At 22.3% G+C, this 26,181-nt stretch carries 27 protein-coding genes; 16 read left to right on the plus strand and 11 right to left on the minus strand.

Features of this window, described 5'->3' with window-relative positions:
- From HMPREF1092_RS17335 to HMPREF1092_RS15545, 13 genes are all read left to right on the plus strand, one after another.
- Nucleotides 1-244 (plus strand): FIVAR domain-containing protein (locus tag HMPREF1092_RS17335; protein ID WP_002599626.1); only part of this gene is annotated, 244 nt, incomplete at its 5' end.
- A gap of 337 nt (nt 245-581) precedes the next feature.
- Nucleotides 582-785 carry a hypothetical protein gene (locus HMPREF1092_RS15495; RefSeq protein ID WP_002599627.1) on the plus strand — a complete coding sequence of 68 codons (204 nt, stop codon included), beginning with the start codon at nt 582-584 and terminating at the stop codon, nt 783-785.
- A 446-nt stretch (nt 786-1,231) separates the two neighbouring features.
- Nucleotides 1,232-1,411, plus strand: coding sequence for a hypothetical protein (locus HMPREF1092_RS15500; protein WP_002599628.1), 180 nt, complete (start codon nt 1,232-1,234; stop codon nt 1,409-1,411).
- Nucleotides 1,412-1,688: 277 nt separating this feature from the next.
- Nucleotides 1,689-1,955, plus strand: a complete 267-nt coding sequence (locus HMPREF1092_RS15505; RefSeq protein ID WP_002599629.1) for a hypothetical protein — start codon at nt 1,689-1,691, stop codon at nt 1,953-1,955.
- A 166-nt stretch (nt 1,956-2,121) separates the two neighbouring features.
- On the plus strand, nt 2,122-2,265 hold the full coding sequence (locus HMPREF1092_RS17340; protein ID WP_002599630.1) for a hypothetical protein: 144 nt from the start codon (nt 2,122-2,124) through the stop codon (nt 2,263-2,265).
- A 235-nt stretch (nt 2,266-2,500) separates the two neighbouring features.
- Complete coding sequence (locus tag HMPREF1092_RS15510) at nt 2,501-2,686, plus strand: hypothetical protein (RefSeq protein WP_002599631.1); 186 nt, start codon at nt 2,501-2,503, stop codon at nt 2,684-2,686.
- 300 nt (nt 2,687-2,986) lie between these two features.
- Nucleotides 2,987-3,616, plus strand: a complete 630-nt coding sequence (locus HMPREF1092_RS15515) for a metal-dependent hydrolase (protein ID WP_002599632.1) — start codon at nt 2,987-2,989, stop codon at nt 3,614-3,616.
- Nucleotides 3,617-3,832: 216 nt separating this feature from the next.
- A complete protein-coding gene (locus HMPREF1092_RS15520) occupies nt 3,833-4,051 on the plus strand; it encodes a hypothetical protein (protein ID WP_002599633.1) in 219 nt (72 codons plus the stop codon).
- Nucleotides 4,052-4,559: 508 nt separating this feature from the next.
- Nucleotides 4,560-4,811, plus strand: a complete 252-nt coding sequence (locus HMPREF1092_RS15525) for a hypothetical protein (protein ID WP_002599635.1) — start codon at nt 4,560-4,562, stop codon at nt 4,809-4,811.
- A gap of 36 nt (nt 4,812-4,847) precedes the next feature.
- Nucleotides 4,848-5,711: a hypothetical protein gene (locus tag HMPREF1092_RS15530; RefSeq protein WP_002599636.1), complete on the plus strand. Its 864-nt coding sequence runs from the start codon at nt 4,848-4,850 to the stop codon at nt 5,709-5,711.
- Nucleotides 5,712-6,277: 566 nt separating this feature from the next.
- Complete coding sequence (locus HMPREF1092_RS15535) at nt 6,278-6,475, plus strand: hypothetical protein (RefSeq protein ID WP_002599637.1); 198 nt, start codon at nt 6,278-6,280, stop codon at nt 6,473-6,475.
- Between the two features lie 11 nt (nt 6,476-6,486).
- Complete coding sequence (locus HMPREF1092_RS15540; RefSeq protein WP_002599638.1) at nt 6,487-7,020, plus strand: hypothetical protein; 534 nt, start codon at nt 6,487-6,489, stop codon at nt 7,018-7,020.
- A 150-nt stretch (nt 7,021-7,170) separates the two neighbouring features.
- The gene (locus HMPREF1092_RS15545) at nt 7,171-7,773 is read left to right on the plus strand and encodes a hypothetical protein (protein ID WP_002599639.1); all 603 of its coding nucleotides are present in this window, start codon (nt 7,171-7,173) and stop codon (nt 7,771-7,773) included.
- Between the two features lie 413 nt (nt 7,774-8,186).
- Here the strand turns inward: HMPREF1092_RS15545 and HMPREF1092_RS15550 are convergent, their stop codons facing one another.
- Both HMPREF1092_RS15550 and HMPREF1092_RS17345 read right to left on the minus strand, forming a co-directional pair.
- Nucleotides 8,187-8,564 carry a hypothetical protein gene (locus HMPREF1092_RS15550; RefSeq protein ID WP_002599640.1) on the minus strand — a complete coding sequence of 126 codons (378 nt, stop codon included), beginning with the start codon at nt 8,562-8,564 and terminating at the stop codon, nt 8,187-8,189.
- A gap of 183 nt (nt 8,565-8,747) precedes the next feature.
- Nucleotides 8,748-8,918: a hypothetical protein gene (locus tag HMPREF1092_RS17345; RefSeq protein ID WP_002599641.1), complete on the minus strand. Its 171-nt coding sequence runs from the start codon at nt 8,916-8,918 to the stop codon at nt 8,748-8,750.
- 136 nt (nt 8,919-9,054) lie between these two features.
- On the opposite strand from HMPREF1092_RS17345, the gene HMPREF1092_RS15555 reads away from it, so the two are divergent.
- Entirely contained in the window at nt 9,055-10,761 is a 1,707-nt protein-coding gene (locus tag HMPREF1092_RS15555; protein ID WP_002599642.1) for a DNA topoisomerase, read from the plus strand.
- A gap of 585 nt (nt 10,762-11,346) precedes the next feature.
- Nucleotides 11,347-12,183: a hypothetical protein gene (locus HMPREF1092_RS15560; RefSeq protein WP_002599643.1), complete on the plus strand. Its 837-nt coding sequence runs from the start codon at nt 11,347-11,349 to the stop codon at nt 12,181-12,183.
- 1,626 nt (nt 12,184-13,809) lie between these two features.
- Here the strand turns inward: HMPREF1092_RS15560 and HMPREF1092_RS15565 are convergent.
- The 9 genes from HMPREF1092_RS15565 to HMPREF1092_RS15600 all read right to left on the minus strand — a co-directional run bounded on the left by HMPREF1092_RS15565 (nt 13,810) and on the right by HMPREF1092_RS15600 (nt 25,325).
- On the minus strand, nt 13,810-14,889 hold the full coding sequence (locus HMPREF1092_RS15565) for a glycoside hydrolase family 18 protein (protein ID WP_002599644.1): 1,080 nt from the start codon (nt 14,887-14,889) through the stop codon (nt 13,810-13,812).
- Nucleotides 14,890-15,529: 640 nt separating this feature from the next.
- The gene (locus tag HMPREF1092_RS15570) at nt 15,530-15,724 is read right to left on the minus strand and encodes a hypothetical protein (RefSeq protein WP_002599645.1); all 195 of its coding nucleotides are present in this window, start codon (nt 15,722-15,724) and stop codon (nt 15,530-15,532) included.
- Between the two features lie 1,012 nt (nt 15,725-16,736).
- On the minus strand, nt 16,737-16,919 hold the full coding sequence (locus HMPREF1092_RS16655; protein WP_002599646.1) for a hypothetical protein: 183 nt from the start codon (nt 16,917-16,919) through the stop codon (nt 16,737-16,739).
- A 1,719-nt stretch (nt 16,920-18,638) separates the two neighbouring features.
- A complete protein-coding gene (locus HMPREF1092_RS15580; protein ID WP_002599647.1) occupies nt 18,639-20,303 on the minus strand; it encodes a glycoside hydrolase family 13 protein in 1,665 nt (554 codons plus the stop codon).
- 130 nt (nt 20,304-20,433) lie between these two features.
- Nucleotides 20,434-21,423: a LacI family DNA-binding transcriptional regulator gene (locus tag HMPREF1092_RS15585; protein ID WP_002599648.1), complete on the minus strand. Its 990-nt coding sequence runs from the start codon at nt 21,421-21,423 to the stop codon at nt 20,434-20,436.
- Nucleotides 21,424-21,821: 398 nt separating this feature from the next.
- Nucleotides 21,822-23,171 carry an SLC45 family MFS transporter gene (locus tag HMPREF1092_RS15590; RefSeq protein ID WP_002599649.1) on the minus strand — a complete coding sequence of 450 codons (1,350 nt, stop codon included), beginning with the start codon at nt 23,169-23,171 and terminating at the stop codon, nt 21,822-21,824.
- 908 nt (nt 23,172-24,079) lie between these two features.
- Nucleotides 24,080-24,364, minus strand: coding sequence for a DUF6718 family protein (locus tag HMPREF1092_RS15595; protein WP_002599650.1), 285 nt, complete (start codon nt 24,362-24,364; stop codon nt 24,080-24,082).
- Nucleotides 24,364-24,537, minus strand: a complete 174-nt coding sequence (locus HMPREF1092_RS17350) for a hypothetical protein (RefSeq protein ID WP_002599651.1) — start codon at nt 24,535-24,537, stop codon at nt 24,364-24,366. The genes HMPREF1092_RS15595 and HMPREF1092_RS17350 overlap by 1 nt, the downstream gene beginning before the upstream one ends.
- 20 nt (nt 24,538-24,557) lie before the next feature.
- The gene (locus HMPREF1092_RS15600; protein WP_002599652.1) at nt 24,558-25,325 is read right to left on the minus strand and encodes a MerR family transcriptional regulator; all 768 of its coding nucleotides are present in this window, start codon (nt 25,323-25,325) and stop codon (nt 24,558-24,560) included.
- 531 nt (nt 25,326-25,856) lie between these two features.
- Here HMPREF1092_RS15600 and HMPREF1092_RS15605 point away from each other — a divergent pair.
- Complete coding sequence (locus HMPREF1092_RS15605) at nt 25,857-26,180, plus strand: winged helix-turn-helix domain-containing protein (RefSeq protein ID WP_002599653.1); 324 nt, start codon at nt 25,857-25,859, stop codon at nt 26,178-26,180.
- The last annotated feature ends 1 nt before the right edge of the window (nt 26,181 follow it).

Raw genomic sequence — 26,181 nt, forward strand, 5'->3', positions numbered from 1 at the left:
AAGTGCAGAAAATCTTACAAATGCAATTAAAAATGCAAATAATGTTATGGAAAATAGCAATGCAACACCAGAACAAGTTAATAATGCAATCAAAGATTTAAGTAATGCTATATCAAATAAATATGGAAATAACCCTAAAACTGGAGATACTTCTGAGGTACCAGAAGTATTAGGTATTGGAGTCGCATTAATAGCATTAGTTAGATTAAGGTTTAAAAAAATATTTAATAAAAAAAGTAAATAATTTATAGATTTAAAAGAAATAAAAGTTAATTTATATATTATTTTATTATATTAATTTTATAGAGTTGAAAATATAAAATAATTATAAATTTAAAACAATAAAATCCCACTATATTAAAATTAAATAGTGGGATTTTTACTTTAAAATTAAACTTATCTCAATATATAGATTTGAATTATAAACAATGAAATAAATGTGAAGATATGATATAATTATATAATAAGGAAAATTTATTAGATTTTTAATCATCTCCTTATAATTTGTTAAATAAATTATTCCCAATATGAGTAAGGACAAATGAACATCAAGGGTAATAACAAATAGGAGATGATGTAAAGTGGATATAACAGCTGTACTAATAACAGCAATTATAATGATTTCATTAATTGTTATAACTAAAATTGTTGTTAGTAGTGATAAAGAAAATGAAGTGAGTTTAAAACATAATAAGGATTTAGAGAATAAACAGTCAAGTATAAGCTTTAAAATAAATAGTAAAGAAAAAAATAATAAAAAAATAAGTAATATTTACTGCGAATAAATATTACTTACACAAATTTTTTACTTTTACTTAAAAAATCAACCCTTGAGACATCTTTTGTCTTCTTACCCTTATTATACCACGAAATTAAAAAAAATAAACTCTTTTAGAAATAAATCAACCATATTGATTTATTTCTTTTTCATATATAAAAGTTTTTTCTTTAAAATATAAATTTTTTAGGCGAAAGTTATAATATTTGAATATACTTAACTAAATTTTATAATAAAGAACTATAAATAAAAGAGGTGAATACTTTTGACTTGTTAATCAGCTTAAAATTAGAATTATTTTCTATTATCTATTCACCTCATATTTAATTCACATAAGTTTCCAATATAGTAATATTAAACATATATTATTAAATTAATATAGAAATAAAATTAACAATATTTTAATTACTTTTATATAGAATAAAAAATAAATTTTACAAAAGGAGGGCTATTATGGCAACCAGTTCATTTTTGAGAGATACTTTCATAGATAAAAAAGAGGCTGATATATTAATTTCACAGATAGAAAAATCTAAAAATAATAAATCACATGAGCCAATAATTGATATAAAAGAGAATATGAAAGAAGGCAGAATATTATTAAAAAAATTATTATTAGAACGTAAAAAATAAAGGGATATTTATTACTGTGGATTTAAGAAATGTAATAATGGAAATGTTAGTTCAATAGGTCCTAACATTTTAAGAGAACTATAGAAAATAATTATAAAAGTAGTACAATATTGTAATCCAAAAAGGAACTTAGCATTTGTAAAAATTCTAAGTTCATCTTTAATTTTAGAATATAAAGTATTGTTTTAAAATATAATTAAAGATAATTTTTTACACTATTTATTATATTGTTGGACAAATATTTAAATAAAAAGATAAAAGAAAGAAGGATTTAATTATGAATAAAACTAGAGCCGAAAAATCAATAAGAGCTGGAATGAAAGAGGTTATGAGTTTTAAAAAATATAAAGATAAGGAAAAATTTAATTCGATAGATGAGTCTAAAAATAAATGGGATAAATGGATAAAAGATTTAGATATGAATAGAGCTATTGATTTAGCAAAAAAATCTAGTAAATATAATGAGAAAGGTGAAGTAGTATTATCTAAAGATGATGAATGGAGAGAAAATAATGAATGGAATAAATACTATGATGACCTTTAATTTATAAAATATTAACTCTGTTTAGGATAATATAAATTGAATAAGGCATAATTAGAGAAGAAAATTTATATGTAGTATAATATTAATGTAAAGGAAATTTTTATATAGTCATCCTCTTATTAACGTTAATTTAGCTCGGTGGAGGTTAAGAAATGGGGATGATAAGATGGGATGGGAAGTTTTAATTTGTATAATATGCATAATTATAGTTATATATATTTCTGTTAAGAAAAATTATAACGTTAAGATAACTTTCTTTAAAATTTTCACTATAGATTTAAAAAAGAATAATAAAAATGATGGTGAATAATAAACCTAATATATAAAAAAAAGTAATATAGAGTCGCAATCTATATTACTTTTAAACGTTAAAATATGCCTCTACTGAGTTCCTTTACTATATTATAGTATAGTATAAGTTATAAGTAAACTATATATAAAATTATTATAAGTACATATTTTATATATGCAATAAAATTATAAATAATTATAAGTCAAAAGAAGAGTTTTTTTCCTATATATTGACTAGTAAAAGGGGGATTATATTGGGACAAGCACAAAATGAAGCAAATAAAAAGTGGCAAGAAAAAAATAAAGAATATTCAAATTATTTAAAGGATAGAAGTAAAGCAAGGAGCTTTATAAGGAAAAAAGCAACAGAGGAGGATTTAGCAGAACTGTTGAAATTAATTTCAGAGAGAAAACAAGAGTTACATAAAGAACCTATTTAGGTGTTCTTCTTCTTTATAATAATTATTGCTATAAATAAAAATAAAGACTAATAGACAGTTAATGTTCTATTAGTCTTTTATTATATAAAATTTGCTACTTAATAATTAGTTTTTATACTTATGTATAGAAATTCAAAATTTTTTTTTGAATTATTAATAACTTTATCCTCTAAAAGTAGCATATTTATTAATGAATAAAAAAATATGTTTTTAATTTGATAGTACTAAATGGTTAATTTATCATAAGTATATAAAACAAAAGAAGGAGGAATTTAGTGAATTGCACTAAATAAAGGGAAAATGACATATAGAACTCATGTAGCAACAACAACAGCGGTAGCATTACCAGTCCTAATAATAGGACATATCTTAAATGTATTTATATTGGTAGGAGTAATAATAGGGTCAATGCTTCCTGATATAGATAAGAAAGGAAGTCATATATCTAAGTTTGTCCCAATTTTACCAGGTATTTTAGAAAAAAAATATGGGCATAGAGGAGCTGTACATTCATTAGCAGCTACAGGAATAATAGGAGTAATAACTATTATATTAACATTATTAAGTATATTAGGTATAATTCATACTTATATACCAGCTATAGTTTTATTTGGTATAACAATAGGATTTTTTCTTCATTTATGTGAAGATGGATTATCCGTATCAGGAATTAAATGGTTTGCCCCATTTAAAAATAAAAGCTATAAAATCTCAGATAAATCAATATTTAAATTTTTGAAATATAAAACGATAGGATTTTCTAATGGATTTTCTAAAGAACACATTTATTTAATAGTTGCAATAATATTAATATTAATAGAGATATACTTCTTTAAAACACAAATAACTAGTGAAATAAAGAGGTTAATAATTAATGGACAATCAGGACTAAGATTTCCATATTATTACCATCATAATTATATGATATAAAAATGACTATATATTATATCTGATTAAATCCTACAACGATGTATTTAATCAGATATTTTTTTTAATAAAACTAAACATATAGTATAATACCCTTAAAAGGGTATTAAAGGAAGTTCTTAAATAGATGGATAAAATTGAAGAAAAATATAAAACTTCATAGGTTTCGAATTGGAATAGTAATAATTTTAAAATGTGAAAATAGGAGGAATTAATATTATGGAGAATATAGAAAATGTATACGAAAGAAAATATCCCACAATATCCCAAGAAAAATATATATTATCTCATATACAATCGATATCAAATTCTCTAAATGTAATTTTCCAAGAAGATATAAGTTTTGGATTTACTAAAGAATTTGAATATATAACCACAAATAAAGAAGTAGAAGATGTTTTTAACTGCATTAGACCAATACACTTTATCTTCAAATAATTAGGCAAAGCATAAGAGATAAACATATAGAAGGGTTTAAACATTTAATAACAAAAGACCAATTCATAAAATATAAAGAGGGTGAATTTAAAAAAGAATATCTACATCTAAGTAGGTATTTATCATTACCTGAATACAGTATTTTAAAAAAAAATATTCTTAAAAGAATAAAAAAATAATATAAATCTCAAATAAAATGAATGAAGGAATAAGGAGGTGATTTATGCAAAAATTTGAGCTAAATAATTCATTAAAAGAAATTATAGAAGAATCTATAAAAAATTTTTTAAATATAGAAAAAAATAAATGCTTTTTATAAAATAGATAATATACCTAAAATTAAATTATATATAGCTCAAATTAACATTATGATAATATTTATAAGCTACACATATAATCTGAATAGCACCTTAGATGATAAGCACCCAATATTAAAATATATCTTATGGAATAAGCTATAATAGTAACATAATAAAAAATAAAATTAAGTTAGACTGGAGGTAAAAATATGATAGTTACAAATATTACACCTTGTATAAAAGTTGAAAAAGAAAATAATATTGGTGGAGTTGATATGTATATTGAATTAGGGTCTAAAGTAAAAGTTTATTATGATAGAGATAAATCTATTGTAGGGTTTATTGGAGAACTTGAATTAGGACTAGATGAATATGAAGATGATATTCTACATTTATTATTAGAAAACAATGAAACTTATGATATAGCTGTTAGCTCTATCACAGATATAGAAGAATTATAAATTATAATACAATAAAATAATAAGGAGAGAAAAACTATGAATAAGATAAAATTGTGCAAGAATAAAAATACTGGAGAAGTTATTTATAAGGATTATGATAAATTAACTGATATTAACGATAATATGTTAATAATGGGGGATAATAAAGATTCATTTATAGTAAATTTTATAAAAGAATTAATTAAAAATAATAGTTCTTTATATATAGAGGATAAGAATTTTTCAATATATAAAAATATAAAGAATATATTAGAAGATAATAGTTATGAAGTTCAAATAATAAACTTTACAAATAAAACATCAATTGCAGGTCAAAGTATAGAGGAATTCTTGGAAACAAAGGAAGGAAAAGAAGTTTTGAACTTTTGCAACACTCGATATATATTTGGAAAAGATGCAAACTTGTCAAGGCGTGACGAACTAAATGAACTGGATGAATTAAAAGATTTTAATTTAGAAATAAAAGATAAGCCAAAAGTTATTTACATTATAAATTATAGTGATTCAACAGATAAAAAACTTGTATCATATATAAGAAATTTATTAATAAAAATGTTGTTTAAAATAGCTGATACAAAAGATATGGGATTAGAAAATAATATGCAAATGATTTTAGATTTAAATATTCCAAGTGATAAACTTGGTAAATATATAAGAGTTGATAAATCAAGAAATGTTGCTTTCACATTATATTTTGAAAAAACAGAGCTATTAAACTTTGAAGATTATGAGTTGGCTGAAATAACTAGCAATTGCAATATAATAATAGGACTAAATAAAGAATGGTATAATGATAAGATAATCAATCTTATTTTAAGAGAATCTAATGGAGATATAAAAGATAAAAGAAAATTATTGGCTATAAGAGGAATGTTCCCTATAGAAATAGAAGAATTATAAAGTGGAACATAATAAAATATTTAACAATATATTAAAATGGACATCCTATCTAATAAGATAAATATCTAACAATTGTTTTATTAGATCAGATATTTCTTATAGTATAGATAAAATAAGTTTTGCAATGACTTGAAAATATAGTATAATAATACTGGCAGTACCCCAATTAGGGTATAAAATACTAAACTACTAGAAATATTAATAAAGAAATTAATTTATCGAAAATTCCAGGCAAGAAAGATTGATAAATAAAAAAAATAAGTCAAAAACATTGGCTTATTTTTTTATTCTTAAGAAAAAAATGTTGTATTAGATTTAGAATGTAGTATAATAATAGTAAAGATATACCCTAATAAGGGTATACTTATTTAAGCTAGATTTCCGAAAATATTATACGATCAATTATTTCAAATAGAAATATTGAAAAAAAATAAGTCATTAATATATGGCTTATTTTTTTTCTTAAAATGATATGGCAAATTACCTATAATTTTTGAATTAAAAAAATATTTATAATATAATTTACATAAAGAAGTACCCATATAAGGGAAAAGGAGAGTGTGAAAATGATAGATAGAATTTTTGAAATTTTAAATAGAGGAGAAAAATATACAATTAATAAAAAGGATGAAAAAGAGGTTTGGGAATGCAAAGGCTCAGATAAATATTTAGTATCTATATACAATGATGATAGCCAAGGATATACAGGAGCAGAAATGTCAAGAAAAGAAGCCATCGCATGGATAAAATATGACTTAAATTAGTAGGTGTAATTATGAAGAATTATAGAGTTATAGTAGGAACTAAAAAACTTAGAATGTTTTATGAGCTAGAGATAAATAAATCAATGAATAAAGTACTAGAAGAAGTCAATAAACTCTATAGAGAAGAGACTAAGGATGCTATAGAAATAAGAATTGAATTAACTAATAAATTTAGAAAAAAAGTTAATTTTAAAGAAAACAATTTTGAGGAATATAAATTAAATTATTTAAAAGATATTGATGATTTAAATACTATGTTAAAAATAACATTTCTTAATTTATTTGAATTGGAGCTTAATAAGTTAAAAGAATTAATTGAAATTATAGATATTAAATTTAGCAGCACTTTATTAGCATATAGAAATCAGGAGTATTTAAAATCATATACAATTAAAACAATAAATAATTTTATTAAAGAATTAAATAAATTATTATATAGCAAATTAGACAAAGTTAGTTTTGAAAATAAAGTAATTAGAGAACAAATTAATATAAATGATAAAAATAAATATGAGGATTTTTATTTGCATAATCTTGTCATTTGATTAAAAATGTGCAAAAATTGTTAATGTAAATTAATCCAGTTTATATTTAGGGGAAATTCTTTTAGATAAAAGATATATAGGTATTATAATCTTTAAGGACTATAAATATAGATCTGTTGTATTTCTATATAGAAATAGGGGTGCAAACAAATGAAGAATAAAGAATTAACAGATGATGAGTTTTACAATAGAGTAATAATAGGTTGTGGTATAGGATTATGTATTTTTGCTATTATACTTGGAATTAGAATTTTTTATGTAACAAGACCTTCATATATGGCTAAGTTCAATACAACTAAAACTAATACAAGTTCTATTTCTAATAGCAATAGTTCTAATAATGTGAATAGTACTCAAATAAACACTCATCCAACTAGCCAATCTAATTCAAATAGTGTAGGTGTTAATGAAATTTTAAAAGGAAACAATGGAGTTGATTTTGCTTTTGATGTTTTAGACAATTTAAAATCTTATGTGGCAGAGAATGGCGGAAATGATATATACATTGAAGATGCAAATAGAGTTACAAGAAGTGTTACAGAGCATAGAGGAGTAATTTCTAATATAAATGAAAAAATACTTAAAGAAAATATAACTGATGCAAAAGCTTTAAGTTCATTAGTAGGCAATGAATTAATAAGAAATAGAGGGATAAGAAAAGCTTTATTAAATAAAAGAAATTTAGGTATGACTATGTTATATAGTATAGAAAAAAATGATTTAATTTGTACTATAAAAATCAGCCATAAATAAAATTATTGTAGTAACACCTATCACGCGCTATAGATTTTATAAGAATATATACTAATAGTTTAGGACTAGTAGATGGGGAATATATAAAAGATTAAAATGTTTAGGCTCTAATTATAGAGCCTAAACATACACATTCAAAATGATACATATAACATATTTTTTAGAAATTATTCTTATTAAAAAGTAATAAAAAAGGAGTTTTAAAGATATATTTTAAATCTTAAACTCCTTTTTTATTTAATAAAGAAAAATATTTACTCATACCTGTATTTTCAAAAATATACTTCCATTTTGAATTATTGAAACTAAGGTTATCATATCATCATTGGTATATACTTGAACTTCATCACAAATAAAAATTTATTTTTTAAAATTATAGTTCTCATTCCATATCACTAAACTTTTAATATTGCTTATTTTATTAATTTATCTTTAAAATAATCATATTTTATTTTTTTAATACTTTTTAAATAGTTATGATAATTAACTCCACAACCACTATTTAAATCAAATCTACATAACCATGGATATGTAATAATTATATCTTTACAATTTTCTTTACATACAGTATATATATTATACATTTCACTTGTAGTTATTTGTTTAATCTTATATTTTTCTAATGAAGTTCCTAACTTTCTCGCTATATTTTCTAATAATTCTAAGGCTTCTTGTTTTTCAGTATTATTATATTTATAATTTAAAAAAGCTCCATTATGAATAAATACTATTCTATCTAATATCTCTTTTGTCTCTTTCATTAATACATATCTATATCCTATAAAATGCATATTATCTTTTACTCCTAATTAATTATTCTCTATTTTTATTAAAGTTTAAAGCACATAATAATATGTAGAGCATATTTTAGGACACTCTTATTTCTTTAATAAATTCTCTGTTGTTCCTTTTGATTTTCCTAAATTTTCAGCTATTTTTCTTATACTTAATAATAGTATAAATTTTTTCATTTATTACATATTATCATCTATAACTTTTCTAGCTTTTTTAGCTAAATTTTCGTTAAATAGATTTATATAAAATGATATTTCTTCTTCAGTTTTTGCATTTTTAGCAAGATTCAATAATTCAGCACAAGTCAATTTCTTTAAACTATTTAATTCATTAACTGATTTATTTTTCATATATTTTTTTTCTCCTGTATTTTATAATAATAAAATAATTATATTTAATCTTATCTTTTTTTACAATATTTTAAACGGTTAAAATTTACATGTTATGTTATAATATAACATATATTTCAAGAAAGAAGTGAATTTAATGAAAGTTATAATAGCAGAAAAACCTGACTATGCTAAAACTATAACTGAAGCTCTGAGAACAAATGGTGAAAAGTTTACTAGATGTGATGGGTATTTCGAAAGTAGTAATTATTATGCTACTTGGCAGTTCGGACATCTATTTGAGTTATATACTATAGAGGAATATGAAAATAGAGAGGATAAAAAATGGGATGAAAGTATTCTGCCTTATATACCTAGACCGTTTAAATTTAGATTAAAAAAAGACCCTGGTGTAAGAAAACAATTTCAAATAATACGAAATTTAATAAATGATAATAAAGTAAATGAAATAATAGAAGCAGGGGACGCAGATGAAGAAGGAGATCTGCTGATAAAATTAGTTGTTTCAGATATATTCAGAAGAGATAAGTTAAATAAAAAAAGAAGTAGGTTGTGGTCAACAGACCAAACAACAACAACTATATTAGAAAGTTTACATAATTTAAAAGATGTAGACACTTATAAAAGTTATTCAAATAGTGCATATACTAGGACTTGTATGGATTTTCTTTTAGGTATAAATCTTACTCGAAAGTTTACTTTAATGAATAGTAGAATAACTGGTAGTAGAGATATATTTAGTATAGGCAGATGTAATACATGCATAGTTGATTTTATATATCAAAGGGACATGGAAATAGCAAAATTTAAGCCTGAAAAGTATGTTCAATTAGAATCTGCAGAAGAAACTAATGGAGAAATAATTAAATTAGTAGATGAAGAAAAATATTCAATTGAAAATATAGAGGAATGTAAATTAATAGCACAAAAACTTAATTCTAACAAAGCTGTAGTGAAAGATATTCAATCAAAAGAAATAAAAAAGTTACCACCAAAATTATTTTCATTAACTGAACTACAAGGAACATTAAGTAGAAGATATAAAATAGGTATGGAGGAAAGCTTAGATATAATACAAAAATTATATGAATCAGGATATGTAACATATCCAAGAACCAATTCTGAATATCTAAGTACTGAAGAAATTCCAAAGATTAAAAGGGTAATAAAAGCCCATTCAAATGAAAATATACATTTACAGCTTAAGGAAACTAAAAGAATATTCAACAATGAAGCTATTGAAAGTCATTCGGCATTAATAGTAACAGATAAAGTTCCAGATATAAGTAAGTTTAATAAAAACGAAAAAATTATTTATGAAACTATAAGAAATAGATTTATTAGTAATTTTTTAGTTGATGAAACTATAATGAATCAAACGGTAATAACAATAGGAATTGCAAATAAAGAATATAAATTAAAAGGGGAGGTTATTGTAAAAAAAGGTTTCTTTGAATTTGAACCTCTTCCAAAATCTAAAGAAACAAATAGATTACCTAATTTAAATAAAGGAGATTTTATTAATATAGATTTTAGGCCAATAGAAAAACAAACTTCTCCACCAAAAAAATTAACTGTAGAAACTTTAGTAAAATTATTAAAAAATCCATTAAATAAGGAATATGAAGATGAATCTTTGAAAATTGAAGATATGAAAAAGGGAATATCAATAGGAACTGATGCTACAAGAACTGGACTTATTAAAAATATTAAAAAATACGGATATGTCACAGATAATAAAGGAGTATTATCTATAACTAATAAAGGAATTTATCTTATAGAAAAGATAAATATAACTGAATATGTCGAAATTGCGGGATATCATTATCAGGAAATAGAATAAGATTTAGTATTTTATTTATTTTTAATTAAAATACTCTTAAATGATAATAAATTCATAAAAAAAATTAATTTATTATATATTAAATTAAAACCCTACTAATGTACCAAATTATTGTTTTTTATAATAACGATAAACCAGTAAAAAATAAGTATGATTTTGACTACGAATAAAGTTTATATTATAATTATAATGAAATTGATCTTTGTGGTATAAGACAATTTCCAAGTTAGTTGTTTTCAAAAGAAGTGGCATTAAGCCACTTCTTTATTTTATATAACAAAGAATTTTCAAAATATACAAAAATGTTTTTTATTAATGAATAATGTTAAATATTGAATTACTAACTTGCCAATATATTGATTTTTAAATGCTCTAAATAATTTATTTTATTATTTATTATACTATCCTGTTTTATTGTAATTAGATTATTCTTGATCGATATTTGGTTATGTTATTTTTAAATAAATTCTTAAAATAGAGTTTGGTTATTTTAAAAAGGAGTAATAGTTCAAACATTTCCTGGTTTTTTAACCATTTATATGATATAATTCTAACTATTATAAAATAAGGATGGATAAATAAACGATGATAATTTTAAAAAGAGATATTGAAGATAACAGATATTTAATTAAGCAAATTATAAATGAAACTTCTGAAATGTATGATAATTTTAGCCACTTTATAATTAAAACTCATGACATAGTTGATGACTGGCTTACTATTGTTCTATATTTTAATGAAAATGAAACTGATGTACAAAATAAAACTGAAAAAATTGCTGTAGAATATATAGAAAATGTTTTATATAATAATATTCCTGAACTTGCTAATAATGCATCATCAGATTTTCCTGGGTATATAAAAATTGATGCTTTAAGGCAAAAAAAGAGGAAACATATGGCTGATATAATATTAACTTATAAAGTACCAAAAGATAGTTTGAATTATAAACTATCTCATATACAAAAAATTTCTTGGAGTGGAGGAAGGCATTCTGGAGGATATAGTAATTTTTTAGTCTATAAATACACAGGACTTGATTTTTACAATAAATTATCTTCTAAACTTAATACAGATATACAAATTCAATTTAATTATGGTGAAGATTATATTATAATTTCTGAAAGTTTAAATAGTGATACTGAAAAATATTTATTTAAATTACAGATAGATAAAGTGAACTCTAATAAGATTAGAATAACTAAATTTATTCACAAAGAAGATGGATGTTATCATAACGAGCATTATAATGAAGTATTTTTTAATGACATTTATCCTAAAGATATGCACCTACTTATGAATGCTTTAGTTACTACATTAGAAAAAGATTTGAATATAAAAATTTCTAAATCATCATACAATCAGTTAAAAAAAGATTTACAATCACATTTTGAAAATAAGATAGAGTATTTAAACAAATAATTAATAAAAGTCTGATAAATTACAATCTAGTATTTCAAATATTAATTTTAATTAGAAATTTATGAATGTAAAAATTCTATTTCGGCTATAATTTAAATAGACTTTAAAACAATAAACCAACATTATTAAAATTTTAACCCTTTTAAATTCATTCTAAAAAAAGAATAAAAATAAACCTATTAATAAAAATAGGTTTATTTTTATTTTAATATAATTAGCGTAAGAAAAATACTCTATAAAAATTTATTATACTATGTACTTTGTAAAATTTAACTTATTTTATAAATATTAATTGAAGAATAAAAAATAAGAAAAAAATAGAATAAAAAATTAAAAAAATCACAGTAAAAGATATAGAAAAGTTATGTGAATATGCCGATGAGATAATTTATTAATGATCTAATAAAATAGATGGTTTAATTTATTATAATATTAATTCCTAAAAACAATATTAATATTATAAATAAAATTACATTGGTTCGAATTTTTATGAAGGATTTATTTTTTATATTATAAATATATCCAATATGACTTTTTCAAACCTATTTAAAACAAAAAAATATTTCAAATAAATATAAAAGTACAATTTACTATATTTGAATAAAAATAAAATTTTAAAACTTCTTAAAATTGATATGAAAAACATAATAATTGTCATTATGAAAATATGGTTTATAATTTAATTTGAAAAGAAATTTTTTAAATCCTTTTTCTTATGTAATTTAATAAAAAAGATAAATAAATTGTAAAATTCATATATCTTTTTAAAAATGTAATCAAAAATCATTAATTAATTAAAAAATAAGTATATATATTATATAAAAAATACCTCTATTTTATTTCGCTAAATATAGATTTAGCGAAAATATGATAATTGATACGTGTTTTTATGTATTTTTAGTTGATTTTCCCTTTAAATATTTATATAATAATATAAAATACGTTAAATAAATTTATTTAATTTATTTTCTTTTGATTAAGCTTTCGTTTTTAATTATTATTTTTAAAATTCCCAAAAACAGATATATTTAATATATCTGTTTTTTATTTTCATATTGTAAAAGTACCAAAAACTACGCGAAAAGGGGTTTACGTAGTTTTTGGTACTTTAAACAAATTACATATGAAAAAACGACTTTATTTCTTATTTTTTCATTTAAAATTATATGATATAAATTAAATTATGTCAAATGAATTGCTTTGTGAATGAGTAGCTATTTTAAAACATTTTATATTTTCAAAATTATTTCATATTAATAATTTCAATATTTATTATTTTTTGAAATATTTTTTATTTTTAAAAGCATTGACATAAAGTTTTGAATTATCTATAATATAAATATATAATTGCTAAGATTTAGAATTAAAAGATATTTAAATTTATTGTTAAAACTGCTATTACAAAAGGAAACCCATAAATTAGGTTTCCTTTTGTTTTTAGAATGAATTTAATCTGAAACTTATAAAAGAGTTTTTAATATTTTGATCAGTTGTATTTTAAAAGGTCTATTTAAATTATAACCAAAATCTAATGATTATATTCAATATAATAGTATTTAAAATATTAATTTTATGTATTTTTTATATATAAAAATACAATAGTATCCATTTTAAATTTCTCTAAATTTAATACTTGTCAAATACTTTTGTATATTCATACATTCTTGTAACGCCTATATTTCTAGTAGATTTAATATCTCTATTCATACTCCACATAGAAATTCTACCTATATTTTTTTCTTCTCCAAAATTCAATAATTCTTTTGCCCATTCTACAGTAAATATAGGATATTTATTACTTGAAAAACCAATTGCAGGTGTCGCTCCAATTTTTTCATAGGCTTCTTGACTAGTTAGATTTATATTTAAATATTTTTTATAGTATTTTTGTATTTGTTTTGCAGAGTTTTCAATTGCACTCAATGAAGCAGTCCCATAATTTTCACCTGATAATATAGTATGTTCTGGATAACACATTGTCATTAGATTTATAATATTAATCTTTACTCTCTCTTTTAAATAAACCTTAAGTACATTTAATTGAGCCTCAATCATACCTTTTGGTAAAACACCTAGAGTTAACGATACATTGATATTAGTTTTATCTTGTAGCTCTTTTATAGCTTTAGCATTTGCAATATTGTCTTTTATATTAAGACCTTTCCCTTCTATATCTAAATCTATATTCTTTAATCCATATAATTTAACTATGCTATCATAAGTATTAAAAAGTACATTTACATTTTGAGTTGCTACCCAAAAAGGCTGACCTTTTGGACCTCCAAAAGAAATTGCTACATCTCCTCCACTTTTCCTTAATTGATTTATACTCTTTAATATACCCTTATATTCTAGATTATTTGGACTAATATTACTTAATTTTCTTTTTCCTCCCCATCCCCAGTCTAATTCATCATTTTTATTTATAGTATCAGATGGTATAGCTCTTATAAAACTCAAATAAAAAAACTTAGTACCTGTATATTTATAAATTTTTTCTAAATTCATTGCTCCATCCTCTGAAAATGATCCAGATATTTTACGCATTTCATTGACATAGGGAACAAAAATATGTGTTGGCCATATCTTTCCTTCTGAAAATTTATAATTATTTGTATTTTTACTTAATATTAATGAAAACCATAAAATTGATATTATTATTAAGACTAATATTAATATTAATAATTTTTTTATTAAATTTTTCATAAAGCACTTCCTTATTTATTTTTATTAAATTGTTTTATACAAACTACTTTTTCAAAATATAGGCATTACTCAATGACAGTAATATATCAGCTTTTCTTAAAATAATAGTTTTCATTACATATAACCAATCTTTTTATATAAATCATAGTCATACTTAATTAATTTTATATAACTTCATTATATATTTTTTTATTTCTAAATTTTTATATTTAAGATGTATTTTATTGCAATTATCAAGGCTATAGTTCTAATATGTATTAAATGCTTTCATAAAGTTCTTACACAATATATTTTCTTTGTCTTTGTTTTATTTTTTCACGTTTTTTAATCAATATAAGTAAATAATTCAAATATTATATTCCATATTAATTTTCTTTTAGTCTATTTATAGTACATCTTCTAAAGATTTCATATAAGCATTTTGTTGTCTCATTGCACTACCTGAACTATTTTGAGAATGTGTATTATATACGTTTAACAAATCTTTACTATTCTCCATCATTTCAATAAATATATTTACCTATTGCTTTTATTTCAAGACTCACTACTTCTTAAAACTATATAAAAAAAGTAAATATTACTCTTTTAATTCTTTAATTTTATTTATTTGTTTAACTATTTATTTTGTATTTTCTTTATATTATAAATATATAGGGAATTTTTCTTTATACTCTTTAATTATTATTTCTATTAAAGTATTAATTTTTAATTTCTTTTTACTTGCTAAAGATAATATACCCATTGCAAAAACTTTCCCTAAACTTATATCTTTTTCTAATTGTTCTATTGTTTTTACATTACAACTAATTACATTATCCCAAGGAATTAGTTTCATTTTATAATGTCCTGGTTCATAATTAAGACCTAATTTATTTATCCTATTAAATAAACCTTCATCTATTCCACCTTTGAGTTCTATATCTTTAAAAGTATATAAATTTATATTTATTATGCTTTTATTTTTAGAATATTTTTTTGTCTTTCATCTTTAATTTATTTTAGTTCTTTAATAATATTTTTATTATTGATCTAAATCCAACAACTAATAAATCTACAGAATAATGTAAACCAGTTTTACCCCCCTATTTCTTCGCTAGTTAAAACATTATGTTTATTTTTATGATAACATTTAGTAAAATAAAAGTAAATATATACTCATACTTTCATATGAAAGAAGACTATTTCTTCACTTTTCACATTTTTGTGCTAAGGGCAGACCTTTTCGATTTGAGCGATTTTAACCAACTTACGTTTAGAGTTCATGGAATCCCTACTACTGTTGCTGAATTTCACATCCTATCGAATGGGATAGTCCTTGAAGTCTTTACTTATATTCTTTGATTTAGGAAATTACCTGCAATTAAATCTTAAACGTTACGCAAATTTCTTTATGTAAGAAGCATTTTATTACTTGATGTTTTCCTTCAATTTGTTCTGCTAAATAAGCGTGTTGTTTATTATTAAATTTCTAAAAACGCTTTTACTATAACATTTTTATATTTTAACACATCCTGTACTCCATCTATTAATATCCTACTATTCCCAATTCATTTAGATGCTTTTTCTGTATTATCATTTCCTATAATATCTTTAACCTTATCAATTTCCAATTTAAGCATAATATTTGGCTTTGAAGATTCTAGCACTATTCTTACAATTATAACTTTTTTAACTTTATCTTCTTGTCCAATACTTTCATCTATGCCTGTTTATTCTATCTATTCAAAATTTTATAATATTTATTCTTCATGATATAATCCTTTACTAATTATATATAATACTGCATTTGTCAATGCTTTTTTTAGTAAGGATCTAAATCTTTCTATAACTTTATCTGTAACTCTAATCTAACTGAAATCTTTAACTATAAATCTTATAAACTCATGACTTGAATTTTTTAATAAATCTTTCAATGACTTATTTAATGCAATAGTGTAAACTAATTCTTCTTCATAATAAATTAATCCATTACTATCAAAATTATCTTTTCTTAATTTTAATAAATTTTCTATGTCATTTTTAAACGACATTCGTCAATCCTCCCGTAAATTATATTTATATTTTATTAAATTATATTATATTAAACATATTTATCTTTAATTCCATAATTTATACGATTATTAATACGTCTTTTAATATATAATATGATTTTTTATTTTTTTATTTAAAATATTATTTACGAGTATTTCTAATAAAATTGTAATTTATAACGTGTGGATATTTAGGATTAAATAAATAATCTTATTAGTAATAAAATTAAATTTATTAATCCTGTAATTAATAAAGTAATATTTTTAGCAAGTTCTACTTTATTAGTCTTTTTATATTGACATTTTTTATTTTTTCCCACTTTTTTATTTTCTTTCTATTTTATTTTTTGTAATATATCTTAACCACAATACATTTAATTTACTTTATAATTTTTAATTTTTATTTTATTTAGTACTATAACTTTATTAATTCTCAAAAAAATATTCCTCTATATACGTATACACGGAGCCTTGTTTTATTAATGGAATATATTCCTATTAAATTTCATAAAATTCAGTAAATATTCTATTTTTAGCTTTTATATATAATGGCTCACTATGCTTTATATTTCTATTATATTTTTTATGTAAGGCTTCTTTCAGCTTTAATGATATAGATTTTGTATTGGCAGACTTAAACCCTATTAATTTATTAATTTTCTTCCTATTTTCATCTTAAACCGTTGCTTGGTAGTGCATTAATTATGTCATATTATCAAAATTTTCTTTTGATTTATTTACAACTTCACCAAAAGTCTTATTTATGTTATTAGTGTTGGTAATACACCTCTTATAGTTTTTGTAACTATTTTAGCAATTTTACTATTATCTACTTTATTAGTTAGTAGCCCTAGTTCTCTTTTTTCGCCTAAAGTCACTAAAAATTTTTATATTCCATAGTTTTAGATTAGTGGCACTCCATTGCCAATCTTTTACTTAACCATATACTCATATAAATTAAAGTTATGGCATCAGTTTCATCAATTTTATTAAAAATATAGTTTATTTCTTTTATATATTTTGATGATGTGATATCTTTTAGTACCCTTATTTTAGATAACTTATCTCTTAAACTTCTCCAATATATCTTTATATTTCCTTATCTTTTTCCTTTTTGAACTACTCTACAGCACTTAGCAGTATGTACTAAATTTATTAGTGTTTCTCCTTTATTAGTTTTTACTTTTATCTCGTTTCCTTCAAATAATACGATTTATTCTTCTTTTATTTATTTTTTAAAATATATTTTATATTTTGTTTCTTTTATACAAACGTTTTCATATGTAACTCTACCGACTTTATTACTTTTTTCATTAACAATTGTCTATTTATTATAAATTATATTATTGTATAAATTTATACTTTATATTTAATAATACAAATTCAATATTACATACACATTAATTTTTTGATAATTTTATGTATTTATTATTATAAAAAGAACTACCTAATAGTAGTTTTATTATCTTATTTTAGTAATCATTTTTATCTTCAGCATTAATATTATTTATATGCCAATCATTTATATAAAATCTACATCTAATACACGAATCTCTTTATTTATTTCAATAATATGTTTTTTCTTCCTTTTGTCTATATGCTTAAACCATTATATCAAATAGAGTTTTATTTAGTAATGAACTAAATGAATTTTATTCCATTATTGTATAATTTTACTGTTTAGAAATTAAGAAAGACTATATTAGTCTTTCTTAATTGTTATTTTATAAAATAAACTCTACACTCATATGGTTTTAAAATAAATTCATTAATATCGTCATGTTTTTCTACTTCATAATTATTTATTACCAAATTTTCATAGGATAATGTATCTTTATCATATATATATTTTGCATTTTTATCAGTTAAATTAGTTATTATTATATATTTCTCATTGTTTAACTTTCTTGTATATGCAAATATATTTTCATCTTCCTCTAAAATTAGATCATAGCTCCCGTATATTAAAGTTTCACTATTATTTCTAATTTTAATAAGTTTCTTATAAAAATTTAAGATTGAATCCTTATCTTCTTCTTGTTTTTCTACATTTATATCTTTAAAATTATTATTTATTTTTATCCATGGTTTTCCTAATGTAAATCCAGCATTTTTTCCACTTGTCCACTGCATAGGTGTTCTAGCATTATCTCTAGATGTCGCCCACACCTCTTTCATAGCTTCTTTTTCTGATATTCCATTTAATAATCTATCTTTATATATATTTATACATTTTATATCACTATAATCTTCTATGCTATTAAACTTAACATTTGTCATACCAATTTCTTGCCCTTGATATATAAATGGAGTTCCTGTTTGAAGGAAGTAACAAACTGCAAAAGCTTTTGCTGATTTATCTAAATATTCACTATCATTTCCCCAACTTGACACACATCTTGGAATATCATGATTTTCTATAAATAAAGCATTCCATCCTTTGTTTTCTAAATCTTTTTGCCATCTTGTCATTACATTTTTATATTTTTTTACATTAAACCATTTTCCTTCTTTATAATCCCAAAGATGAAGATGTTCAAATTGAAATATCATATTAAATTTACCAGTTTCTTCACTCACCCAATCATCTGCATTATTTGATAAAACACCATTTGCTTCTCCTACAGTAACGATATTATATTTATCAAAAGTTTCTTCTTTAAGTTCTTTTAAATATTCTTGTATTCCATCTACATTCATATGCTTAGAAAATGATGATACATATTTTAAATTAAAAGGATTATCTAAATCTTTTAAACCATCCTCTTTTTTTATATGACTTATTGCATCAACCCTAAAACCATCTACGCCTTTATCAAGCCACCAGTTTATCATTTTATAAACTTCTTTTCTCATATTTTCATTTTCCCAATTTAAATCTGGTTGTCTTTTTGTAAATAAATGCATATAATATTGTTCTCTTGATTTAGAGTATTCCCAAACTGAACCTTTAAATATACTTTCCCAGTTATTTGGCTCCTTACCATCTTTTCCATCTCTCCAAATATACCAATCTCTCTTTTCATTATCTCTAGAGCTTTTTGATTCAATAAACCAAGGATGTTCATCACTTGTATGATTTACAACTAAATCTATTATTAATTTCATATCTCTTTTATGACATTCATCTAAAAGTTTATCAAAATCTTCCATACAGCCAAAATCTTCACATATTTCTTCATAATCACTTATATCATATCCATTATCATAATTTGGAGTCTTATACATAGGACATACCCATATAAGTCCTATTCCTAAATCTTTTAAATAATCTAATTTATCAATAATTCCATTTATATCTCCAATTCCATCATTATTTGAATCTTTAAAACTTCTTGGATAAATTTGATATCCAACTAGTTCTTTCCACCATATTTTTTTCATTTCGTCCTCCTTTTAATTTTGAGCAATCGTTTGCTCAAAATCTAAAAAATATTAGAGATTATTAAACTTAATTTTATCATAAATATAAAAAAATAACTCTATAAATTTTAATATTTTAACTAAATTCACATTATCTTTCAATAAATTTAGTTTTTACCATTTTATGCTTTTCTTTTAATGGTGTCCCGTTTAAAAAGTTTATAAGTAATTTTGCAGCTTCATAACCAAGTTGTCTTGAATTTATATCTATAGATGATATAGGTGGATTTTGATATTGAGTAATTGGAGTATTATTAAACCCTATAATCTTAATATCTTTTATCCCCTTTTCATTTAAATATTTATTAGCTCCAACTGCAAGAAGATCCTCTGCTGTTATAACTATATTGGGTATTTCTTTTTTTAGTATTTTTTCCATGGCTTTGAATCCTAAACTCTCTGTAAAGTTTTCAGCTTCAACTATAATATTCTTATTTATAGGTATATTATTTTGTTTTAATGCATCTAAATAACCTTTTAATCTATCTTTAGACACTTTAAAATTTTTATTACCTCCTATAAAACCTATTTTTTTATAGCCATCTTTTATAAATTTATTAGTAATTTTATATGTTGCCTTAATATTATCATTATCAACAAAAAGAATACCTCTATTATTATCTGGATTTCCTATAACTACAAAAGGAAATTTTGATCTTTTTAGATAATCTATACATCTATCATTTTCTCTAACAGTTAAAAGACATAAACCATCTAATAAGTTATTAGCTAAAAATTCTTTTACATTCTTAAGTTCATCCTCTTCAGTTTTACAAAATGCATACATAAGGTAATATTTTTCCTCATCTGCTACCATACTCATCCCAATCATAGCCTCTACAAAGAAAGGATTTGAGAAAAAAGAACTCGCTTCTTTTGGTATTATTACACCTAAAATCCTACTCTTATTGCTTACAAGCTTTCTTGCAAGTTCATTTGGTTTATAATTAAGTCTCTTTATCACTTCATTTACTTTCTTTTTAGTTTCTTCACTTATTCTACTACTATTTGATATTACTCTTGAAACGGTAGATGTTGCTACGTTAGCTTCTCTTGCAACATCTTTTATTGTTACTTTCAAAAATATCTCTCCTTTTCACAAATAAATTTTTATATTTAGAAAATCAATATTAAAATACGAAAAGTTTATCATAAAATTTTAAATAACCTATCTATTCTAATTAATAATCTTTATAATTTTATTATATCATTTTTCTTATATATAAACATTCATATCGATTTTAGATTATTATTTGTTAACTTTAAAAGTTTAAACTAAAAATATTTCTAAATACAAATAAAATATAAATTATATGAATAATCATATATACTTACTTTCAATAAAATTATAAATTAGTATATAAATCATAAGATTAAAAATATAAGCTAATATACTATCTAACTTAATAAATTACTGTTAAAAAAGCTCTAAATCAAGTAGGCGATTTAAAGCTTTTTTAATTTTTACATAAATATAATTTAACTTTCTTTACTTGCAAAAGTTTCTTTTATTGCAGGAACTGATATAGCACCTATTATTAATAGTATACCTGAGATTAAAAGCATTGAAGGCATTGATTCTCCAACTATTGGGAATAATATAAAGCTTAAACATGATGCAACTATTTGTGGTAAACAAATACTGCAGTTAAAAAGTCCTAAATACATTCCCATATTTTCTCCTCTTAACGCATTAGTTAGTATAGTAAATGGGAAAGTCATCATGCTAGCCCAAGCAATACCTATTAATATAAATGATATTATTAAAACGTATTCATTGTGAACAAAAAATATTGAACCAAATCCTATTCCACCTAATACTAAACTTAAAGCATATGATACCTTTCTTTTTTCATTTGATATCTTTGATAGTATTAATGACCAAACTACAGCACTAATTGATTGAACTGCTGATAATACTCCAAACCAGTTCCCTGCTGCTTGATATCCAGCACTATATGGTGCTGATGTATGCCAAACATTTGCGGCAATTGCTCCTGTTCCATAAGTCCAAAGATATTGAAATCCCATCCAACAGAAGAATTGAACTATTGTTATTGTCCAAAAAACTTTTGGAGCTTCTTTTAATAATGTTATAATACCTTTTTTCTCTTTTACTTTACTTTGTTTAATTCCATGATAATTTGCATATACTTCTGGAGGATATTCCTTAACTTTAAAAACTGTAAATAAACTACAAATTATTAATATAACTGCACCTATGTAAAATGAAATAACAACTGATTGAGGAATAACTCCTTTTGGTGCTGTATTTGAAACACCTATCATTGTTAAAACAAATGGGAATATACTAGCTAAAACAGCTCCACTATTTGATAGAAAACTTTGTATTGAATATGCGAAACCTTTTTGTTTTTCGTTAACCATATCACCAACCATCATTTTAAAAGGTTGCATAGCTATATTTGATGATAAATCCATAAATAATATAGTTATTGCTCCAAAAAGAAGTGCTGCTGTTGAATCAAATCCAAAACCAAAACTACCTGAGTTTGGTAGTAAACATAAAACTATTACTGCTATTACAGAACCTACTATTAAATATGGGATTCTTCTTCCTAATTTTGGAATCCATGTACGATCTGAAAAATAACCTATTAAAGGTTGTACCACTAATCCTGCAAGAGGTGGTAGGATAAAGAAAAATCCTAATTTAGTTGGGTCTGCCCCTAAAGTTTGAAATATACGTCCCATATTAGAACTTTGTAATTGGAATGCCATTTGCACACCTAAAAATCCAAAACTTATCATCCAAATCGTACCTAATGGTAAGTTTGGCAAACTATATTTTTTATTAACACTTTCCATAATAATGTGATTGTAATAACTTATATTACAATATCCTCCTTATCTGTTATTTTTATTATATTTTATAATTCCTTTTGGAAATATTATTTTTATACCTCCTTGCAATCAAATTGTAAATCTTAACGCCACACTCGCGCAAATGTTTGCACAAAGTATTTTTTTCAAAATATTTCTCTTTAATTAAATAATTTATTATAAAATATAATATTTTATTTATATTTTAATAATTAAATCCTTATTTTAAAATTTTTATATGAAAACATTTACTTATTTTTTTGCACAACTTATATATACTGAAAACTGTATTATATTTGTTCTTTATCAAAAATTTTTTTCTTATTGTTCTTTTATATAGATTTTAAAAAATTATTAATACAAACCTATTAACATAATTCTATTTTCTATGTTATATAAATAAACAACTGTAAATTAAACTCATATAATATCTACTCAATATATAAGAAAATATATAGAAAAATCTATCATTAATTGACTTTTATATTAATACTAAAAATGCACCTTTTACATATGTACAAATTATATATTCTCTAAATAATTTATAGTTTTAATTACAAAATTAATAATACTTTTATAAGCTTCTAGTTTTGATCGAATATTATTTCATTTTAATTTCTTAACTCCTATATTTATAATTTAATAGATAATTATAATATATAAAAATTATTTTTAATCCTAAGATTTTCAATTAAAATACTTAAATCATAAACATTCATATTTTTAAACTTAATTTTACTATCTTCTGTATTAACTATATATATATTACATTCATTGAATTTATTTTATATTTTTAATAAAAAAGAACTATTTAAATATATCTTTAAATAGTTCTTTCAATACATAATTTTATTTTAACTTAATCTTTATTTAATAAATTGTTTCTATCAATTTTATCTATTTAAATTTTTATACTTTTCTATTTTTTTTAAAATATATTCTGTCACAGTTAACTTTTCTGATTTAGAATATAATTCATTAAACTTTTCTATAAATTCTTCTTCATTTTCTAAATATTCAACTAGATAATATTCTTTATAATCTTCTATATTATTAACTATTACTATTTCTATTCCAGTCCCTAATGCTTTTTCATCTAATTCTTCTAAGTTTTTCAAACTACCATTGTAACCAAATGACTTTATCATATCAGCTTTTCTCAAAATAATAGTTTTCATTACATATCACCAAGCTTTTTATATAAATCATAGTGTTTATTTAATTCATTTTCTATATCTTCATCAGATATTGTCCTTAATTTGTCTAATTCTTCACGAATTTCTATAGAATACTTATATCCATATTTTCTTATAAATTCTTTTACATCTTCTAATGTTATTTCTTTTTCCATTTTTTAATTCTCCAATATTTTTATCTTGCAAACAACTTACTAAATATTCCTTTTCTTTTTTCTTTTTCCTCAAAATCTTTTTTATTATTATCCATTCTCGTTTTTAATTCATTATACATTTCTATTGTTTTTTTATTTTCTTCTGTCATAATTGAACGAACATTATCAGTAATTGAATTTGTTTGTTGAGATAATTCTGTTGTAACTTTATCCATTACATCTCCTACAATTTGACCAACTAATTCTGGATAGGAAGCTTCTATGACTTCTTGAACTGATTCATTTACATTTGCAACTATATCTTTGATTAAATTTTCTTCACGTTTCTCCATTGTAGCAATCATTTCTTTTCTAAATTCAGACATCATTTCTTTATTTTTTATCATAAGTTCAGTTGCTAATGCTTCATAGGCTAAAGGATCTTTTTTATCTATAACTTCTAAAGCATTTTGACCTTGTTTAATTTTTTTATCAAGCAATCCTCGTATTGCTCCAAGAGATAAATTTTTTTCTCTCCTCATTTGTCTTATAAATTCAAAAATTTGGACTGAATCTTTAGAATATTTTCTAAAGCCATTATCTGGATTTATTTTAACATAACCTTCTTCTCGCAAAATTGGAAAAGCACTTTCCCAATCTCTAACTGTCTGTGATGATTCTCCTATAACTTTACCAATTTGTACAGCATTAAAGTGATAATCACTTTTTTCCATTAATGATAAAACGTCATCTTTTATTTCTTCGAATTCAACATCAGTATAATTTTTAGTTTCATCTATGTTTCCCATTAGTCAACTCCCCTTAACTTATTCTTATCTTTTTTTATATAATTAATATCTTAACTTAATTTTAAAAATTTATATATTAATTTTATCTTAATCAAGAAAAATACTAGAATAACCTTAAGTTTACATATTAAGTTAGTACATTAATATTACAATAACTGGAATTGGATGTCAACAATAAATCACCTTAACTTAATTTATTATATACTTATATCTTATCTTAACTTAGTAAATTAATGTATTAACTTTACCTTAACTTTAGATGTATATGTATTAGGTTTAACTTTACTTATTAAGTATATACTTTTATCTTAGCTTAGTCTAAATTTATTCTAAATAAATCTATAATTATTCTAAGTTTTATCAATAAATTATCAAAAATAAAATTATAAAAGGATAAAATTTGATAATACTTAGAATAAAATTAGATATAATATATAAAAACTTAGAATATAATATTGATAAAATATGCTAAATATTTATTGACAACAAATTTTAATTAGCTTATTATAGTTAATAAGGGAGGTAATTCCAATGGAAGTGTCGTTAAATACAAATACTTTTAAAGTCTTAAAGGCAATTAGTGTAGTTCCAAATCTAACAGAAGAAGAAAAGGCGTCTGGAATTAAGAGATTATCTTCATATACAGAAGGAGTTACAAAAGCTATTATAGCTAATAGAATGAAGAAACTTAATCTTTCAACAAGTACAATAAATAGAAGTATTAAAGTTCTTTGCGAAAATGAGTTGATAGCAGAAGGGCTTAAAATTACAGATTGTGGAGCAGGAAGAAAAAGGGGATATTCTAAAAGCTATTATATTACTGATAAAGGTATAGACTTTTTAAATAATTTATAAA

The sequence above is a fragment of the Clostridium thermobutyricum genome, from assembly GCF_000371465.1.
GTDB classification, from domain to species: Bacteria; Bacillota; Clostridia; order Clostridiales; family Clostridiaceae; genus Clostridium; species Clostridium thermobutyricum.

Excerpts from the sequence above, each read along its gene's own strand:
- HMPREF1092_RS15500 (WP_002599628.1), top strand. The coding sequence starts at position 1,232 with ATGGCAACCAGTTCATTTTTGAGAGATACTTTCATAGATAAAAAAGAG.
- HMPREF1092_RS15505 (WP_002599629.1), top strand. The coding sequence starts at position 1,689 with ATGAATAAAACTAGAGCCGAAAAATCAATAAGAGCTGGAATGAAAGAG.
- HMPREF1092_RS17340 (WP_002599630.1), top strand. The coding sequence starts at position 2,122 with ATGGGATGGGAAGTTTTAATTTGTATAATATGCATAATTATAGTTATA.
- HMPREF1092_RS15515 (WP_002599632.1), top strand. The coding sequence starts at position 2,987 with ATGACATATAGAACTCATGTAGCAACAACAACAGCGGTAGCATTACCA.
- HMPREF1092_RS15520 (WP_002599633.1), top strand. The coding sequence starts at position 3,833 with ATGGAGAATATAGAAAATGTATACGAAAGAAAATATCCCACAATATCC.
- HMPREF1092_RS15525 (WP_002599635.1), top strand. The coding sequence starts at position 4,560 with ATGATAGTTACAAATATTACACCTTGTATAAAAGTTGAAAAAGAAAAT.
- HMPREF1092_RS15530 (WP_002599636.1), top strand. The coding sequence starts at position 4,848 with ATGAATAAGATAAAATTGTGCAAGAATAAAAATACTGGAGAAGTTATT.
- HMPREF1092_RS15535 (WP_002599637.1), top strand. The coding sequence starts at position 6,278 with ATGATAGATAGAATTTTTGAAATTTTAAATAGAGGAGAAAAATATACA.
- HMPREF1092_RS15540 (WP_002599638.1), top strand. The coding sequence starts at position 6,487 with ATGAAGAATTATAGAGTTATAGTAGGAACTAAAAAACTTAGAATGTTT.
- HMPREF1092_RS15545 (WP_002599639.1), top strand. The coding sequence starts at position 7,171 with ATGAAGAATAAAGAATTAACAGATGATGAGTTTTACAATAGAGTAATA.
- HMPREF1092_RS15550 (WP_002599640.1), bottom strand. The coding sequence starts at position 8,564 with ATGCATTTTATAGGATATAGATATGTATTAATGAAAGAGACAAAAGAG.
- HMPREF1092_RS17345 (WP_002599641.1), bottom strand. The coding sequence starts at position 8,918 with ATGAAAAATAAATCAGTTAATGAATTAAATAGTTTAAAGAAATTGACT.
- HMPREF1092_RS15555 (WP_002599642.1), top strand. The coding sequence starts at position 9,055 with ATGAAAGTTATAATAGCAGAAAAACCTGACTATGCTAAAACTATAACT.
- HMPREF1092_RS15560 (WP_002599643.1), top strand. The coding sequence starts at position 11,347 with ATGATAATTTTAAAAAGAGATATTGAAGATAACAGATATTTAATTAAG.
- HMPREF1092_RS15565 (WP_002599644.1), bottom strand. The coding sequence starts at position 14,889 with ATGAAAAATTTAATAAAAAAATTATTAATATTAATATTAGTCTTAATA.
- HMPREF1092_RS15570 (WP_002599645.1), bottom strand. The coding sequence starts at position 15,724 with ATGAAACTAATTCCTTGGGATAATGTAATTAGTTGTAATGTAAAAACA.
- HMPREF1092_RS16655 (WP_002599646.1), bottom strand. The coding sequence starts at position 16,919 with ATGTCGTTTAAAAATGACATAGAAAATTTATTAAAATTAAGAAAAGAT.
- HMPREF1092_RS15580 (WP_002599647.1), bottom strand. The coding sequence starts at position 20,303 with ATGAAAAAAATATGGTGGAAAGAACTAGTTGGATATCAAATTTATCCA.
- HMPREF1092_RS15590 (WP_002599649.1), bottom strand. The coding sequence starts at position 23,171 with ATGGAAAGTGTTAATAAAAAATATAGTTTGCCAAACTTACCATTAGGT.
- HMPREF1092_RS15595 (WP_002599650.1), bottom strand. The coding sequence starts at position 24,364 with ATGAAAACTATTATTTTGAGAAAAGCTGATATGATAAAGTCATTTGGT.
- HMPREF1092_RS17350 (WP_002599651.1), bottom strand. The coding sequence starts at position 24,537 with ATGGAAAAAGAAATAACATTAGAAGATGTAAAAGAATTTATAAGAAAA.
- HMPREF1092_RS15600 (WP_002599652.1), bottom strand. The coding sequence starts at position 25,325 with ATGGGAAACATAGATGAAACTAAAAATTATACTGATGTTGAATTCGAA.
- HMPREF1092_RS15605 (WP_002599653.1), top strand. The coding sequence starts at position 25,857 with ATGGAAGTGTCGTTAAATACAAATACTTTTAAAGTCTTAAAGGCAATT.